This window comes from Ottowia flava, from assembly GCF_008017535.1.
GTDB classification, from domain to species: Bacteria; Pseudomonadota; Gammaproteobacteria; order Burkholderiales; family Burkholderiaceae_C; genus Ottowia; species Ottowia flava.
Genome location: NZ_VRUA01000033.1, coordinates 1 through 16,207, shown reverse-complemented (window position 1 = coordinate 16,207; position 16,207 = coordinate 1). Strand labels below are relative to the sequence as shown.

Annotated in this window: 21 protein-coding genes and 1 pseudogene; 19 read left to right on the top strand and 3 right to left on the bottom strand. The window is 59.9% G+C overall.

Annotation, left to right across the window (positions count from 1 at the left end; all coding sequences use genetic code 11):
• Positions 1-138: 138 nt before the first annotated feature.
• A complete protein-coding gene (locus tag FVQ98_RS18920) occupies positions 139-1,020 on the bottom strand; it encodes a hypothetical protein (protein WP_147915011.1) in 882 nt (293 codons plus the stop codon).
• 170 nt (positions 1,021-1,190) lie between these two features.
• Between FVQ98_RS18920 and FVQ98_RS18915 the strand changes: the two genes are divergently transcribed.
• From FVQ98_RS18915 to FVQ98_RS18890, 6 genes are all read left to right on the top strand, one after another.
• On the top strand, positions 1,191-1,649 hold the full coding sequence (locus FVQ98_RS18915; RefSeq protein ID WP_147915010.1) for a hypothetical protein: 459 nt from the start codon (positions 1,191-1,193) through the stop codon (positions 1,647-1,649).
• A 213-nt stretch (positions 1,650-1,862) separates the two neighbouring features.
• A complete protein-coding gene (locus tag FVQ98_RS18910; RefSeq protein WP_147915009.1) occupies positions 1,863-2,222 on the top strand; it encodes a hypothetical protein in 360 nt (119 codons plus the stop codon).
• A gap of 274 nt (positions 2,223-2,496) precedes the next feature.
• Entirely contained in the window at positions 2,497-2,940 is a 444-nt protein-coding gene (locus tag FVQ98_RS18905) for a single-stranded DNA-binding protein (protein ID WP_147915008.1), read from the top strand.
• Between the two features lie 106 nt (positions 2,941-3,046).
• The gene (locus FVQ98_RS18900; protein WP_147915007.1) at positions 3,047-3,820 is read left to right on the top strand and encodes a ParA family protein; all 774 of its coding nucleotides are present in this window, start codon (positions 3,047-3,049) and stop codon (positions 3,818-3,820) included.
• Positions 3,820-4,965 carry a ParB/RepB/Spo0J family partition protein gene (locus tag FVQ98_RS18895; RefSeq protein ID WP_187265811.1) on the top strand — a complete coding sequence of 382 codons (1,146 nt, stop codon included), beginning with the start codon at positions 3,820-3,822 and terminating at the stop codon, positions 4,963-4,965. The genes FVQ98_RS18900 and FVQ98_RS18895 overlap by 1 nt, the downstream gene beginning before the upstream one ends.
• A gap of 5 nt (positions 4,966-4,970) precedes the next feature.
• A complete protein-coding gene (locus FVQ98_RS18890) occupies positions 4,971-5,255 on the top strand; it encodes a TrfB-related DNA-binding protein (RefSeq protein ID WP_147915005.1) in 285 nt (94 codons plus the stop codon).
• A 99-nt stretch (positions 5,256-5,354) separates the two neighbouring features.
• Here the strand turns inward: FVQ98_RS18890 and FVQ98_RS18885 are convergent, their stop codons facing one another.
• On the bottom strand, positions 5,355-5,636 hold the full coding sequence (locus FVQ98_RS18885) for a hypothetical protein (protein WP_147915004.1): 282 nt from the start codon (positions 5,634-5,636) through the stop codon (positions 5,355-5,357).
• 1,115 nt (positions 5,637-6,751) lie between these two features.
• Between FVQ98_RS18885 and FVQ98_RS18880 the strand changes: the two genes are divergently transcribed.
• The 12 genes from FVQ98_RS18880 to FVQ98_RS18830 all read left to right on the top strand — a co-directional run bounded on the left by FVQ98_RS18880 (position 6,752) and on the right by FVQ98_RS18830 (position 14,660).
• Positions 6,752-7,264 (top strand): hypothetical protein, encoded by a 513-nt coding sequence (locus FVQ98_RS18880; RefSeq protein ID WP_147915003.1) that lies wholly within the window; start codon positions 6,752-6,754, stop codon positions 7,262-7,264.
• Positions 7,265-7,587: 323 nt separating this feature from the next.
• Positions 7,588-8,406, top strand: a complete 819-nt coding sequence (locus tag FVQ98_RS18875; protein ID WP_147915002.1) for a hypothetical protein — start codon at positions 7,588-7,590, stop codon at positions 8,404-8,406.
• Positions 8,407-8,469: 63 nt separating this feature from the next.
• Positions 8,470-8,805: an H-NS histone family protein gene (locus FVQ98_RS18870; RefSeq protein ID WP_147915001.1), complete on the top strand. Its 336-nt coding sequence runs from the start codon at positions 8,470-8,472 to the stop codon at positions 8,803-8,805.
• A gap of 17 nt (positions 8,806-8,822) precedes the next feature.
• On the top strand, positions 8,823-9,242 hold the full coding sequence (locus FVQ98_RS18865; RefSeq protein WP_147915000.1) for a DUF6283 family protein: 420 nt from the start codon (positions 8,823-8,825) through the stop codon (positions 9,240-9,242).
• Positions 9,243-9,249: 7 nt separating this feature from the next.
• Positions 9,250-9,513 carry a hypothetical protein gene (locus FVQ98_RS18860; RefSeq protein WP_147914999.1) on the top strand — a complete coding sequence of 88 codons (264 nt, stop codon included), beginning with the start codon at positions 9,250-9,252 and terminating at the stop codon, positions 9,511-9,513.
• Complete coding sequence (locus tag FVQ98_RS19790) at positions 9,500-9,823, top strand: hypothetical protein (protein WP_187265810.1); 324 nt, start codon at positions 9,500-9,502, stop codon at positions 9,821-9,823. Before FVQ98_RS18860 ends, FVQ98_RS19790 begins: the two co-directional genes overlap by 14 nt.
• Before the next feature lie 757 nt (positions 9,824-10,580).
• Positions 10,581-12,131, top strand: a complete 1,551-nt coding sequence (locus FVQ98_RS18855) for a zinc ribbon domain-containing protein (protein WP_147914998.1) — start codon at positions 10,581-10,583, stop codon at positions 12,129-12,131.
• Entirely contained in the window at positions 12,128-12,466 is a 339-nt protein-coding gene (locus FVQ98_RS18850) for a hypothetical protein (protein ID WP_147914997.1), read from the top strand. The genes FVQ98_RS18855 and FVQ98_RS18850 overlap by 4 nt, the downstream gene beginning before the upstream one ends.
• Entirely contained in the window at positions 12,463-13,038 is a 576-nt protein-coding gene (locus FVQ98_RS18845; protein WP_147914996.1) for a hypothetical protein, read from the top strand. Before FVQ98_RS18850 ends, FVQ98_RS18845 begins: the two co-directional genes overlap by 4 nt.
• A 9-nt stretch (positions 13,039-13,047) precedes the next feature.
• Positions 13,048-13,575, top strand: coding sequence for a hypothetical protein (locus FVQ98_RS18840; RefSeq protein WP_147914995.1), 528 nt, complete (start codon positions 13,048-13,050; stop codon positions 13,573-13,575).
• A 10-nt stretch (positions 13,576-13,585) separates the two neighbouring features.
• Complete coding sequence (locus FVQ98_RS18835; protein ID WP_147914994.1) at positions 13,586-13,990, top strand: hypothetical protein; 405 nt, start codon at positions 13,586-13,588, stop codon at positions 13,988-13,990.
• Between the two features lie 4 nt (positions 13,991-13,994).
• Positions 13,995-14,660: an FtsH/Yme1/Tma family ATP-dependent metallopeptidase gene (locus FVQ98_RS18830; RefSeq protein ID WP_187265809.1), complete on the top strand. Its 666-nt coding sequence runs from the start codon at positions 13,995-13,997 to the stop codon at positions 14,658-14,660.
• A gap of 91 nt (positions 14,661-14,751) precedes the next feature.
• Here FVQ98_RS18830 and FVQ98_RS20205 read toward each other — a convergent pair whose 3' ends face one another.
• The gene (locus FVQ98_RS20205; protein ID WP_040214134.1) at positions 14,752-15,009 is read right to left on the bottom strand and encodes a hypothetical protein; all 258 of its coding nucleotides are present in this window, start codon (positions 15,007-15,009) and stop codon (positions 14,752-14,754) included.
• Between FVQ98_RS20205 and FVQ98_RS18825 the strand changes: the two are divergent.
• A pseudogene (locus FVQ98_RS18825) lies at positions 14,905-16,207 on the top strand (Tn3 family transposase); the annotation flags it as partial. The gene FVQ98_RS20205 and the pseudogene FVQ98_RS18825 sit on opposite strands and share 105 nt — an antisense overlap.

Genomic DNA, 16,207 nt, shown 5'->3' with positions numbered 1-16,207 from the left:
CAAGAAGTAGCCGCTAGGTCAGCGTCCTACCGTAGCCCATTGCAGGCTATGGTTTGTTAAGTACATATTTCCCCTTTTTTTTGCCTGCTCACAAAAAAGCCCAGCCACTCCAAAAAAGAGTGAGCTGGGCTGATGCGATCAATTTGTGCCGGTAGCGCCGGCGGCCTCCAGATCCGCCTCCACGACAGAAAGCACAGTTGCCGCCGGGTAGGCGTTCTCCGCCTGTTCCTGAGCGTGCTCAGGGTCCTCAGCTTGACACGCAAACTTGATGCTGTGCAGATCGTCTTCCCGAAGGACCACGACGAACGGTGACAGCAGTCGTGTGCTGTCGATGTAGCTCGAACCGCGCTCCACCATCAAATCCTGTAAGACACTGATGTCCACCCCCTCGTGTAGCTCATCGGGCGTCCAGATGGCGACGGCGAAACCAAGATCGCGCAGCGCTTGAACCCGGCCCAGAGGGTCATCCGATTCATTGACCTCGGCCAACTGGTCGTTGTTCGCGCAGGCATCCAAGACCGTGTCAATCGCCGCGTTCAACTTCGAGCGCAGCACGCCCTCGCCCAGGGCAAGAACGACTGACTCCATGGCATCTCTGAGACCCTTTTCGTAGCCGACGGTGATGTCAGCGAATGCCGCCTGGATCTTCGACATCGGCGAGGGCGCCTCTGCCACTTCCAAGTGCGCGACGAGATCAGCGATCGGCTGCTCCTCCGACTGAATCATCACATCGTCGTGACGCAGCATCGCCTGGAAGTAGAACCCTTCTTTGCCGACCACCAACTCGGGGGCCTCCGTTCGCACCTCGGTCTCTTCGTCGTCTTCGTAGTACGTGCACAGCCAGCTGGTGCGGCTCACGCCTGTGAGATCGAGCGCAGCCGCCAACTTCGACAGCTCGACAATCTGCATTGCCGCTTCTTCACTGATCTCGAACTTGACGATGGCGACTTGATCGTCACCCCAAACATTTACGCTGTACTGCTTCGGCTCGCGCACAGCAACATGAGAAACATTGGACATGCTTCACTCCTTGGATAGTCCCATCGGGACTGGTTGAACATCCAAGGAAATAGCACCAGCTCGAAAGCCCGCGCAGGCCTGGCCAGGCCGAATGCGCCGGCGACCACACATTTCACCGACTCGCCATCTCCAGGGATGTTCAACCAGGCGCCAGCCTCCCAGGAGTCGACGTGATCCAGTCTCTTTTTGAGTTTTTTCAGGCGTTCGCCGCCTCGATCCTTAGCGCCATCGGCATCCCGCTGTCCTTCGCCATTCCGGTGTCGAAGATGCTGGCCGTTGTCGCCATGTTCGTCACTGCCGTGTACCTGCTGCGCCTCACGGCGCGTCTGTACGCAAGCCTCGTCGATACGCTGATTCGGATCAGCACCGCGTCAAACCGCCTGAAGCAGCTCCTCAACAGGAGCAAGCCACAAAGCCGCGAGGTCGACTCCCCAAAGGACTTGCCTCCAGTAGCTTTAGGTGCCGCACTCGGTCTCGCTCTCAAACGCCTTTCTGGCCAAGAGCTCGAAACGCTTCAAAGCAAATCAACGACTGAAATTGTCCAGTTTCTGGACGAGAAATTCGGTGATGGCCAGGAACCAGGCAACTGGAAATCCACCAAAATCGAATCGATACTTGCCAAATTCTGACAAGCATTTTTGATCTACACAAAGGAACCTGCGGGTTCCTTTTTCTTTGCCCGAAAAGGGGATCGGGTTGGGGATATATGTTGCACATGCCCGTGCACTGGGTTCGATCCGATCCGCCGTCATTGTTTCATGGATCGGGCCTGCCGGCCAGGCGGGTTTTATCAAGACGGCCATCTCCACGCATGTTCAACCCTTCCATCAAACGGAGGACCCATGCTGGATGTTCAACGCATGTCCGACGCCTACATCGAGGCGATCTACTTCACCGAAACCGGGGATCTCGACCAACCCCCAGCGACAGCACAACTGACGGCGCTGTGCCGTTGCCAGGTCCACAACGCCTGCCAACGGTTCACGGACTCCCTGCGCGAAGCTCCGTGGCCACTCAAACTCGAAGCCCTGGACGCGACACGGCTCGGCCATGACCTCTGGCTGACACGAAACGGGCACGGCACGGGTTTTTGGGATCGCCCAGAAATCTATGGCCAGGCAACCGCCGAGCTCTTCACCATGGTCGCCAAAGCCATGGGAGAGCATGACGCCGAATTCGATGTCGGTGAGACATCACACTGATCCCCAAAGCCGCCTCTTCAGGGCGGCTTTTTTTCGTCTGTCGCTCCCATGAAACACTGCAAATGTTCGCGCGCGCGAAACGCTCGTATCGTCTACGTCCTGCAATTACTGCTCTTGTTTTCGTAGCTGCCCGCCCTTTGTTACCCTATGCTCCGATTAATGCAAGCTTTAAGCATTGACAGCGCCTGCAATTTCGCAAGAATGCGAAGCGTGATCTAAATCACCACCCCAAAGGCGGCCTCGGCCGGCCTCCCCCCCAACCAAGAGGAACGACATGGCATCAACAAACATGGCAGTACTGACCGGGTACCTGGGCACGGACCCGGAAAAGCGCTATTTCCCCGACGGCACACCGCAGACGACTTTCCGCATGGGCACAACCGAACGATGGAAAGACAAGAACACGGGCGAACCGAAGTCGCATACCGAGTGGCACAACATCGTCACGCAGAAGGGGACCGCGGAATTCGCAGCGACCTATCTCAAGAAGGGCGACTCCGTGCAGGTGATTGGCAAACTGCGGACGCGCAAGTGGACGGACAGGAACGGCGTCGATCGCTACACGACCGAGATCCGCAGCAGCGACGTGCAAAGCCTGGAACGCAAGCCTGCCGACAAGGCTGCACCGACAACGCCTCCACCTCAGGAAGAGGCTCCACCAGAGGTGTCACCGGACACACGCGGATTCGCAGATATGGACGACGATTTGCCGTTCTAACAGCTGCGTTTTTGATAGCACTAGTCTAAACAAATAAGGCCCATTGCAAAGCACATGGGCTATTCACATCAGTCAACGCAACTCAATCATCTGGAGGAACAACCTCATGAAAATCCTAACCGTCGCCAATCAGAAAGGCGGCGTCGGCAAAACCACATTGGCCGTTCACCTGGCCTACGCCGCCGTAGAGCAAGGCTCGAAGGTTCTGCTGGTCGACTTCGACTTGCAGGGCAATCTCAGCCTTACCTTCGACCACGTCCCACTCGTGGCCGAAGGGCTGACAGCGTCAGTTCTCTTCGGCGAGGACACGCCGGATGTTCTCAGGGGAATGCACAGCGAATTGCGACCAGGTCCTATGGCCCTCATACCAGCCGACAACGAGCTGATCAACGTCGAGAAAGAAGACAACGGGGTGTTGACCAATCCCGCGCAGGCGCTGCAGCAGCTCAGCGGCCTGTATGACCTCTGCATCATCGACACACCACCTACCCTGGGCAACGTGCTCATGGGCGCGCTGACCGCAGCCAATTTCGTGGTGACCCCGGTCGCGGTTGGGCTCTACGAACTCGCCGGCGTCGAGAAGCTGAACTCCACCTTCCGCGCCGTCCGCAGCAACGGGCTGAACCCTCAGCTCAAGCACATCGGCATCGTCCCGATGAAAACCACCTCCCGCTCGCCAGCCGTCGTCGAAGCGCTGGCCAGCCTCAGAAGCGAGTACGGCGACGCCGTGCTGCCAGTCGAACTTCGCGAGCGCGTCTCAGTCCGGGCAGCGATCGCTTCTGGCAAACCCGTGTGGTACCGCACCAAGGGTAGCGGCCACCTGGCCGCCGCCCGCGAATGGAAAGCAGCCTGCTCCGAAATCCTCAGGAGGATCCACTGATGAGCAATCCGTTCACAAAGCTCAAGTCCAAGGGCAGCACGATCAACGAGATCCTGGACGCACCGCTCACCATCAACATCAACCTCGATGACATCGAGGTTCGCCCGCAGATTCGAAAGAAGTTCGACGGGGATCACACGGTGGCCGGTCTATCCGAGAGCATCAAAAAAAGTGGCGTCATGCAGGCGATCGGCGTATGGGTTCACCCTACGAAAGGCAACTACATCCTCATTTGGGGTGAGCGTCGATGCCGCGCCAGCCGGCTGGCTGGCCTCACCCAGATCCCCGCAAAGGTCTATCACTTCCCCGAAGAAGGCGCAGAGCAAAAGATCAGGCAGTTGCAGTACGAGGAAAACGTCCACCGGAAAAACCTGGAACAGGAAGAGGAGGCAAACGCCCTCAAGGCCCAGCTGGACCATCTCGGATCAGTCGAAGAGCTGCTGTCCCGAAACAGCATCTCGCGCGCTTGGTACGTGAAGGCCATGGCCATCCTGGACCTGCCGGAGACCACCAAGCGACTGGTGTCCGAGAAAATCAGCAGCGACAAGGAACTGCTCTACGCCGTGGCAACCATCGAGCGCGAAGACCCAGCCAAGGCCGAGGAGATCGTCGAGAGATTGAAAGAAAGCGACAAGTCGACTTCCGCTCGAAAAATCGTGAAGGAAGTCAAAGACCGCGGCAAGCCGGAGAAACCGCCCAAGGCCAAAGCAAAAGCCACTGACCCCGATCGCGATGATCGAACGGGGGACATATTCGCGGGCCAGGCGCCCAGCGTCACGACGGCCAGGCCCGTACATGGTGGCGGGGGTGGCGACATCCTGGCCGGCATGGGCGCGGCTGGCGGCGATGAATCGCCGTTCACAACCTCGCCCCCACCGACTTCGCCGGCACCGACGGCCGCAGCCAGCCGGCAAGCCAAAATCGAATCGCAGGCAGCACCTGGTCAAGACGCGGCTGATGCGCGCGAGTGGTTCGATAAAGGGCACAGAACGAGCCGGACCGCACCGGCCGTGATGAAAGGATTGCGCGAGGGCACGTTCGGAATGGAAGGCAGAGCTGCAAGGAGACTCGCAGCTTTTCTCAGTGGCGCAGATGCCGCCGGCGAAGAGGAATTCTCCGCCGACGAGATCGAGAAAATGCTCTGAAGCACATGCCAGCTGAAAGCACTCCAAAAGCGCAGGCCGGCAAGCGCGGCCGGCCACTGGCCGGTCAGCGATTTACCGAAGCCGAGTTCGCTGCCGTTGCCCTGCTGCTAAGGCGCGTTACAAGCGATCGCCTTAAATTGGCCAAGCTCCATTTAGTGGACGGGCTCCCGCAAAGCACCATTGCCACTCAGCATGGCTGTAGCAGACAGAATGTAAACGGCGCGGTGAATATCGTTCGCAGGGCATCCCTAATGCTTGAAGAAGCGAACAAGCTGGCAGGCAAAACCTAAAGGTCGAGCAAAAAAAAGCCCAGCATCACTGCCGGGCTTATGAAGTCAGTCTACGCAGGTATCAGGGAGCAACCTGCCACCACATCTTACCGCAGAACCTCATTGGGCGGACGCTGAATCGGCATCGGGCGCCGGGATAGACAGCGCCTTCGCAATGACCTGATTCTGGTAGTCCGTTTCCAGGCAAGGACTATTGATCGCCTTCAGGTAATGCCGCACACAGGCGATGAGGAATTCGCTCGATTTTTCACCAGCCTCAAAAAGCGCCGTGTGAACGTCCCTGTCATTCTGAACAGCAACAGTCAATCGGTAATTCATTTTTGAATCCCAGACCGGCGCGCTGCGAGGCCGCCCCATCACCGACTTGTCACCAGTTGCCATGTCACTTCTTCCTAAAGATGTTGAGACTTAGTTTTGCCGAAGTACCACTAGGCCGACGTCTAATTATGCCAAAACCAGTAACTTTGACAACTGCATTACGCTAGTCTTGGTTCCTGCATCTACTTCCGCCGAAGTCTCTACATACTTTTGCCGAACTATGTCTAACATGGAACATCCAGTCGCCAAAGGTCCAGCCGTCTGCCTGGCTGCGGCCGCGAAGCGCACAAACGCGCCAGAAACGCGTGAACAGGTGGGCAGTGCTCAACGGTACGGCTGGTCAAAAAAACCGCTCCTGGGCCGATCAGAGGCCTCCCCTTGGCCAACTCGCGCTCGGTTCGACATCCGCAAAACTAAGTTCGTCACGCAGCAAGATCCGCCTTGCGTTGCAGCTGGCGCAGCACGGTGCCGCCAAACGAAGTCCGCTCTGAATCAGCACCGGCAAATAAAACCAGCGGCTCATTCTGTTTCTTCGGCCTTCGGCATCGGCAATATCAAAGGGAGCACCAGAACCAACGACAGCGCTGTGTTCAGGCGGCCCCGGCCGAGGCTAGGGCAACGCCTCAGCCCATCCAGCTCGAACGGCCCCAAAGGAATAACCGCCCCCGTCGTATGCTGCAAATGTAATTCAACGCCGCCCCTCACTTACTCCCTCTGCCGGCAACCACCATCGCGCAGCAAAGCCGCACAAAAATTGCCCGCGGATCCCGGTCACCCCAAAGTTGGCCTCTCGCCGGTCATACCCCGCGACTGGCCTCCCCGCCCTAATGAAGCGCTCGGCTCGCCATTTGGCCCCGCACGACCCAGACTGCCACCGGCGGAGTTTGCCGCCAGGCCAGGTGGCCACCCCCAACCCAGTACCTTACCCCCCCGCCTTCTTGCCCTGAACCACATAGGTTCCCTCACCCCCCACGCTTTCTGCAAAAAGGCTCTCCTCTGCCTGGGACTAACGCGCGCCGAAAGGAATGCAAGCTCCTATGCCTTCCGCCGAGAAAAGGTAAACCTCTGCCTTTGTCTCGAAAATGGTTTTCCTATGCCTTTGCCAAAAATAAGTTTCCTATGCCTTTGCTATAAAAGGCTTGTTCTCTGCCTTTGCTTTTTGTCTGGAGAATTCAGCCATGCCTAAACCACCCAATCCCAAACAAACGCCACCCGAAAGGATGGACCTGTTCGCGGACGCATGCATCAAGACCGTGGGCCTTGCGATTAACCGAATACTCGACTACGACATGCTGATCTTTGAGGCGAATAGGAAAATCCAAATCCTGTGGCCGGACGTGGAAGACCGAATCGAAGTGGTATTTCAAAAGCGAAGCCGCATCAAAATGGACAAGGTTCTGGGGTTTGACATGGAGCCCACCCTCATCCGCGTGAAGCGGTCCAGGTACGGCTGGTACCAGCAGCGCCTGGTCCTCGAAGAGGGCAAAAAGCTGGAAGCCATGCGGCCGATGAAGGGCAAGCGCGACTACCCGGAGGGCCAGCGGGTCAAGCTCGTCCTGCGGATGATCGAGGAATGCCTGGCCGAGCGCGCGAAGACCGAGGAGATCCTTCGCCAGCTGCGCAGGCGGACGGCACGGGTCAGCACCGCGCCCATCTTCGTGCAGGGCAAGCGCGCGCTCAACGCCATCTAATACTTACATGCGCCTCACGCTCGCCCGCCGGGCGCCAGAGCTCGCACCGCTCATCACCATCTAGTACTTACATGCGCCCTCTCCGGCCGCGGCCGCTCAAGGGGGTCCCGCGCACGAGACACACCTAATACTTACATGCGCCTGCCCATCCACTACAATCCGCCCTCTTGCCAGGCACTGGAATGTCATGTGCGCTTACACATCATTCGTGTCACATCAATGACGCACTAAGGGCTCATCCGCTATAGTCCGACAGGTTTTGCGGGCCGACGAACTGTCCTCGGCATTGATTGGAAACTGAACCATCCGAAGAGAGGCGATCAATGAACGCGTCCACCACCAAGAAAGTCCCCGCAAAAACGCCAGCCAAGAAAGCGGTGCGATCGGTTCCCGCTACCAAAGTGAAGCGGAGAACGGCTCCCAAAAAGAGCGAGCCTATTGACGAGCTGGAAGTCGATCAATTCATCAAACAAGTCTCAGGTGAATTGCTGGACGTAGTCTATGAGATTCCAACCGATAACATGCTCGCCAAAAGCGTGCTGCTCTCCATCGCCTGGCACACCGCAAACGACTGGTATTGTTACGCTGATTCCGCTTTAATCGCGCAGCACGCGTTTTGTGCACGCAGCGATTCGGACGCCACGCTTAAATCACTCGAAGCCAGTGGAATTGTCAGTATTGAAGGGCCGGCACGGCAACGCCGCTATTCGATTGACATCAGAAAAGTCAAACTGATCTCCCAACAAGGCAAAAAACCCAAAGGGCAACAAGGGGAAGCCTTTGCCAAGGACGATCCTAATAGTCTGCCGAGGCTACCGGGTCATTATCCGATCATGAACATCATGGTCTGGAGCGCAAAACTCCCGACAATTCAAAAGCTGGTAATCCGTTTTCTTGTCGACTCAGCTCGGGATGGCTGGTCAAATGTCCTTTTCTCGGAACTTTGCTATGTGACCGGCTTGACCTCCGAAAAAGCTGCGGCCACCTTACGCCAGCTGGTCGATTTGGACATCATTGCACCACCGGCCAGAAAAACGCCCCTAGCCGAATCGCCGAGAGATTATGATTGGGAACGCAAATCGGTAACTAGATGTTTGATTAAGCCAAGCGGCTTGATTCGCCTCATCCCAATTGATCGCTAAGGCTTGCGCTGACTTTTTTCAGGGCTTACCATTTAGGCGCATTGAACAGGCCCTTTCATCCAAATGAGCGCATCACTCAGCGAATTGCTAGCACGCAGGAAAGAACTGCAAGCCCAGATTGAAGTTGCCAGGCAAGCCGAGTTGTCCACCGCGCTTGGCGAAATCGCCCGCATCGTGGAGCAGTACGGGATCAAGCGCGCGCAGCTGCTCACGGTCCTCACCAGAAAATCCAAGGATGCCAAGTACAGGGATCCGGTGACCGGAACGACCTGGTCAGGCAGAGGCCGGGCCCCGGCGTGGCTGGCACACAAGGATCGGCGCGAGTTTTTGATCACGCGCCAGGATGCGGCCAGCGCTTCTGCCGCCGATGCCTCCGCCGGCGAGCACCAGGTTGCCTGAGGCAAACCCTCTGCCCGATGGGGTCGATCTCGAACATCCGACCAGGTGGCTCGAACGAGCACGGTGAGCACCAGGTTGTCACCGTGCTGGTCTCTGGATCGGCCTACCGTCGACAGCCGTGCAGCAACTGCCCTTGGCGGCTCGATGCAGTTGGCGAATTCCCGGCCGAGGCCTTCAAGCAGTCGGCGCACACCGCATACGACATGTCGGAGCACGCGTTCGCCTGCCACCAGTCCGGATCCAGCCGGCCAGCTGCGTGCGCAGGCTTTTTGCTGCGCGGCGCTGATCACAATTTGGTTGTCCGCTTGAAGCGCATGCGGGGCGAGTGCCTGGACATGCGGGACGGTGGCCATCCTCTGCACGACAGCTATCGAGCCATGGCCATAGCCAACGGCGTTGCACCGGACGATCCTGTGCTGGCGCCGTGCCGCGGTTGAGAACGACATGCACGCGTTGACTCACGACCAGGCCGTGAACGTCTACTGCGCGGCCATTGATGCCACCGTGATCGGCGATGCCGCCTGGTGGCGCGACGTGGTCACCGAAGTCCGCGAGGTGTGCGCGGCACCGTCCCTCAAGTCCGCCGCTGCAGTGATCGAGTGGTGGCACCACGACTGGTCAAGTGCGGGCGACACTGCCGCGGCCGCGGCGCGCCGCATTCGCCAGGCTGCGCAAGCGATCAAACGGGAAGACCATGCGCGCGTGTGATGCTGCCATCCAGGTACTGCTGGAATCCGACAACCCAGCTGTGATGTACGGCGACGAGTGGCTGTGCCATCAGATCGCCGCACGCTTGGGATGGGAGCACGAAGGTCCAGCTACCACGCGCAGGGTGCTGCGAGCCCTCTCGAAGACACCAGGCAGGCTCACCAAAAACCATGTGCGCCTGATGCCCAGGAGCAGCCGCTCCCAAGGTCGGGCCGTGCTGCACTTCGAGCTGCCGAAAGCTGAGTACGACTACATGATGGCCAGCCTGAGTCGTGGCTGTAAGCCTGACTGGTCAGCATTCACCAGCTGAAGGCGCGAGCGAACCCAGCCAAAAGGGCATCCTTTGCCTCAAAGGCAATTCCTCTGCCGGCGCCACAGATCCGCCGGCGGGCCCCAATGACGCTCAGCAGCTCGCCTCTATGCCAAAGGTGACACCGCCCCCATAGGGTGCCCCTGAAGTCCAAAGGTCAATCCGGCAAAGGCGCCACCTCTGATCGCCGCCCGGAATTCGTCGACATACGGGATTCTTCTCACCGCCGCGCGCAGCGCCTTACCGTGCGCGAAGCGCATTACACCAAGCGCCGAAGGCGCGTTACAACGGCGCCGCAGGCGCATTACAAACAATGCGTGTCAGGTTGCGCCTGGCCATCCTGAGCAGCAGAAATCATCCTGGCCAGGATCCCAGCGGAACGCATTACAAGAAGCGCAGTAAGCATTCATCAGGGTGTGCCGGCAAAGGGATGCGCATGACCTGGTGGAAGGATTCATCTCGCCCAGGCACGCCCTGTCACAGCCCGCGCTTTACAAACGCCCGACAGTCCCAGTCAACAGAATGAAGCTGGCGGGCGAGCTTCCAACCGTTGCAGCGCGTCCGGGATTCTTCTCGGTCGTTACAGCGTGGCCAGATTCATCGCGGTCGTTGCAGCCACAACCTCATTTTTGCAACTGGCCGCAGTTGACTGCAGCGCCTGAAGGTGCGCGCATAGTCATATAATCTTTGCAATTATTGGCGCGCTTGTGCATCATAGAAAAGCAACGCGTCACGCCTACTTTTCTTGCTCCTGAACATGCACCGTCGCTTCACTTTCGGAACACCCAATCGAGCCGGATTCGACCCGGCTGCGATGCGTGTTCTCGACAAGCACCGGCGCCTCTTCAATGCATACGTCGACTTGCACAACAAGTACCTTGAGCGCACTGCTGAGGCTCTGGACATTGTCATCCCAACCGATCGGCCGAGCACGCTGGAGCGCGCTACCTGGCACGCCGCAGCGCGCGCCGCGGCGGCGTCTCAAACCACCAAAGACAACCGAGCAGCGCTGCGCGAGGGCGCAGCATGTCTTGGCGCCGATGTCTATTGGCAGAACCGCCGAGCGATCTGGGATCGGTTCTTTCGGCTGCATCTGACGGCCACCCGAGATCTGAAGCGTTTGCAGCCAAAGGCGCCCGCCGTCACTCCGAAGATCAAGGGCAATTTCACCTATCGCCCGAAGCGCCCTCTTTCCCCTTCGGAATTCATGACCGCCGGCGCTGCGCTAGGAGAGCAAACCGTCTCCCCGCTTTCGGTGGTGACGGATCCCGGCTCCAAGCATGCGCTCCTGCGCATGCCGATCGACAAGCTCGACGACGCACGCGGCAACTACATCTACGGCGAGTGGCCGTTTGTGATGCATCGCCAGTTGCCCGACGACTGCCAGGTCCATGAAGTGAATGTCAGCGGCACGCAGCATGGCGCCCTCTGGCGCCAAGAGGTCTCGTTTCTTGTTTCCGTGCCTACCCCGGCACTGACCCCCGCGCAAGGCCGCCCTCACGCTGCCCTCGATGTCGGCTGGCGCATGACACACGATGGCCTGCTTGTTACGACCACCTTGATTGGTGACCAGATCACGCGCTTCGTGTTGCCGCTGAGTATCGTCGCCGACTTTGCCTACCTGGAGAACGTCGACGCGGAACTGACCCGCACCTCGCGCGCAGCCGTCGCCTCGCCTTCAGGTGAGGTGCCATCGCAATCCTGGCGCGCGCTGCTGCGCGCTTCACGCACTGGGGCCGGCCTCAACCCCGCACAGCTGACATCCATTCGCCGATGGGCGCTGCATACCCGCAGCCTTCGTCACGAGTCGCAGAACCTGTGGGCCCGGCTCTCGCGCGAACGGCTGGCCCTGTACCGGAAATACGCCAACACGTTGTGCTCGACCGTCAGCCGCATTGCAGTGGAGCGGCTGAACCTGCGCGCGCTCATGTTCGAAGATGCCCAGCTGCCGATCCACCGTTCTCAGCAAAGCATGGCCGCGGTGTCCGAGCTGCTTCGGTGCGTGCGCGAAGCTGCCGAAAGTCATGGCATCGCCGTCGTTCAGGTGTCACCTCACCTCACCACCCGCCAGCACATCGCGTGCGGACACATCAACCCACCCGCCACCGGCGCGGTCGTTCACTGCAAAGGTTGTGGCCTGGCATACGACCCCGACGAGAACGCTGCGCGCCAAATCGCGCAACGTGCCTTCGGCCCCCAGAGTGCCGATCGCTTAAATATGTCGCGCCCCGACGCCGCCACGCCAGCCGTGCCTTCGCAGGCTCCCGAGGCCCATTTATCCACAGAATCTGTGGACAACCGAGCATGAGGCACTTTCCACCCGCCTACCACCGCCCGCAGCTGGACACAGCCGCGATCGGGCACTCGCGCGTCCCGGACTACCCCGTGTGGGTCCACGCTGCGTCGACGGAGAGCTTTCGCACCCAGCGGACCCTCGCCGACGTGCGCCGTCTCGTGTCATCGCTCCAGTATTCCGTCCACGGCACCGCGGCGGCCCTTCGCTTCACCGATGCCCAGCTGGCCACGATGCGCACACGCATTCGAGCCCTGACGGTTCACCTCGCATTGGCCGACTCGCTCGCCGCAGTAACCGACGACGAGATCGGCTTCATCACCCAGCTTGAACAGGAGCTCCACCTGTGATCCTCGCCTGCCCCAGCTACTTCGACCACCAGCCGTTCATGGTGGAGCACCCGAACCTTGCCGACGACGACGCGCCGCACGCCTTGCTGGCCGCCCTGCGTCGCATCGTGCCGGTTGCCAAGCGCCTGCCCGCGATCCTCGCTGCACTTGAGGAGGAGGGCTGGACGCCGCTCGCAAGCGCCGGCGGCGCCGAAGTGGAGTGGCTTGACGTGCCATGGGACGCGTTCCGGCTCACCGGCTTCGATGCCGTGCGTTTGACAGCAATGGACTACCCCTTGACCGGCATGCACGTCGTGGCCACCACGCGCCCTAACCTGTTTGCGCGCGAGCTGGTCGACGCGAAATACATGGTCCCCCGCGGCCTCCTTTTGATGGTCAATGACGAAGGCCTCGCCGTCTTCCCTGATGACCAACCATGGGATGACGACGGCCATCCCAAGGCTCTGGGCCAGTTCCGCTTGGACCCGCGCCAATTCTCTTCGCACGACCAGGCGCAGGCAACGGCAGGCACGCTGACCGATGCCGGCTACCTGGTCGATCTGAGCGCTGCGCCGCTTCCACTAACCACTTGAGGTGCCACCATGCGTGAACACAGCCTGGTTTTCTCGACGACCAACATCCTCGCGCTGCGCGCGGGCCATCAGGTCAGCTCGCGTCGGCCCTATCACCCCGACCTTGAAAGCGCCAATGCCTGCCCCAACGCAGAGCCCGGTGATCGCATCCTTTGCCGAGAGCCGTGGCGGCCGTATGTTGACCCGGATCTTGGCCCTGGCATCAAGTACGCAGCGGACGGCGCGTTTCTTGCCGCCCCTGCCGATGCCAAGGCCTGGTGTTCCCAGCTGGCCAAGTCGCGTCCCTGGTGGCCCGCCTACCGCCTCCCAGCTTGGGCGGTTCGAACCATCCTGACTTACATCGCCGCGCCGACCGAGCGCCTGCACGACATCACGCGCATGGCCGCGATCGAAGAAGGTATTGAACCGCGCCTGCATCGCTGCCCGTTGGAGCTGTTCGCCAACCACTGGCGACGCACATACGGTGAGCAGAGCTGGCACGCGAATCCCTTGGTCCGCATCGTCCGCTTCGAACGATTCAACCCAGTGCCTGTCTGAAGGAACCAGCATGTGCCCCGTCCCGATCGCCGCGCGTGATGCCGCTGACCCGGCGCGAGCAGCCCTCGCCCTCGCACAAGAAATCGTGGCGAGCATCCGCGCTCGCTCGCCGAATGCCAATGTGCCCATCTACATACCCATCACCGCCGTGGGTTCGGATGTGCGTATCGTGATCGAAGCGTCCCCATCCGTTGCCGCGGCCGCGGAGCTGCAAAACAATGTGATGACAGACCCCACGATGCAGACCTTCACGATGCCCTTCTTCGACGCCGTCAGGGCGGCGGTAGACCTTCTGCTGGAGCAAGCCGATCGCGAAGCCAGGACCCCTCCCGCTGACGAAGACGTGGCTTTCGCTCGCAAGAATCTGCTTTTCGATGTCACAACCTCCTTGATCGTGGGCACCCAAAATGCCTAAGGCAATGTTGTCGAACCTGCTGGGCCGCCTGAGGTCCGGCAGGTTCAGCGCGCCATCGCCGCGCAACCCGACACCGGCCTTCTACGCGGCACTCAAGCGCCGGGACCAACTCTCGGCCCGCGATGTCCGTGCGATCGCCGTCCACGAGGCAGGCCACGCCCTGCTCTATGCCGCCCTGCGCCCGCTCCCCGATTACGTGACGGTCAACCTGTTCGAACGGCCAGGCCGCGACGACGTGCTTGGCGAGGTGACCAGAATCATCTACCCACACCAGCTGGAAGATCTCACGTTCCTGCGTTGGCAAATGCTCATGCTCTTGGCTGGCCAGGCCGCCGAGCAAGCCCTACTCAGCGAAGAAACCGTCGGCCCTGGACAAGACCTGGCTCAGTGGACCGAGCATGCTCAGGACTACCTCACGCTGTGCCGTGGCGAGGTCTTTTTTGCCAAGCCGGCCAATGAGTACCAAGCCATGCTCAACCAGCGCCTGCTCACGCGCGCGTTGACCCTGCAGCGCCTGCAGGTGCGGGCCTTCTTGAGCGTCAACCGCAGTGTCTTGGCTGATCTTGCCAACGAGATCGAGCTGCACAAGCGTCTCTCCGCGCGGGAGCTCCAAAGCCTCTTCGCGGGGGTCCAAATTCCCGCCAGCTTTCCGACTCCTGCACTCGCTTGATGCGGCCGGCGGCCCATGACCGACCTCTCCTACCCCGCCTTGCATACTGGGGTCTCCTCGTTTTCAGTGCAATAAGTGACGGTACGCAAAGCTAGCACTGGCGCGGGGGTGGTCTGGGTAGACCGTTGATTTCATTGACTTTCCTGTTCGCTTTGTAAACGGGTATGGTGGCCTCCCACTTTTGAGGTTCACGATGCAGGGTTGGCACACAACGTTTTTGGGGATGCGTGGGCTCCCCCGCGATATCAGCGACTTCGAGATGAAGGCATTTTTCACCTTCGATGGTGCCGAGCGCGACGCAATCAATGCACGCCGAGGTGATTCCCACAAGCTTGGTCTGGCGCTCCATATTGGTTTCCTGCGCATGAGTGGGCGTTTGCTCGGTGCCTTTCGGGTAATTCCAGTAGCCTTGTGGCGCCACCTTGGCAACGAGCTTGGCATTGCAGCACCAGAAGTCGCCTCGCTGAGAGCCATGTATGAACGCGGGCGCACGCTATTCGATCACCAACAAGTAGCCTGCACGGTCCTTGGATTCCAGTGGATGAGCGAGCACCAGCGCCGCTCACTGGTACGTGAACTGCGCGACGAAGTGGCGCGCTGCGCCGACCGCGATCAGCTATTGCCTGTTCACCACCACAGACCAGTTGATCCTTATGGTGCAGCGCCGGATCGCCGATCTGTGGCGTCAGGCTGCCGCCGATGTCCCCGCTACCGTCAATTGGGCCGCAATGTACAAAACGCTGCTCGGCGAACTTGTTGCCTTGAGCGCGCAAGGTGCGGTGCCAGATGCTGAGTTGCGTGCCCGTCTTGAAGCCTTGATCACCGAAACCCAGAAACGCAAACCACCGAGCAGGGCCTCCCTGGTCCGCGAGGGATTGATTGATGGAATTCGCCCCGTGCGGTCGTTGCTCGTCGCCATTGCAAAGCTGACTGCGGTCGAATGCGCGCGCATGATTCCGCAATTGTCTGCCACCAGCATTCGCCAGGCCATGCGCTGGGCGCGGGACGAACGGCGTCTGAGCCAGGCCTGCCAGGCTGTGCTGGAATTCATGCAGCGACACCCGATTGCCGCCACCTGGGGGCGGTCCGATTTGGCATCTTCTGACATGATGAGCATGGAGACCACCAAACGGGTGTGGCAAGCCCGGCTTGATCCTCGGCGCAACACACCTTCCATTGGAATCTACTCCCATGTAAAAGACCGGTGGGGCATCTTCCATGCGCAGCCCTTTGTGCTCAATGAGCGCCAGGCGGGCGTGGCCATTGAAGGTGTCATCCGCCAAGAAAAGCTGGAGACCAGCCAGCTTGCTGTGGATACCCATGGCTACACCGACTTTGCCATGTCACATGCCCGTTTGCTTGGTTTTGATCTTTGCCCGCGGTTGAAGGAACTCAAACAGCGCCACCTCTTTGTGCCACGCGGCACCAAAGTGCCCGCAGAAATCGCTGCGGTGTGCGAAGCCAATGTCGACGTCGCTTTGATCGAAAAGCATTGGGATAGTCTGGTGCACCTGGCAGCCTCGGTCATGAGCGGACATGCCAGTGCG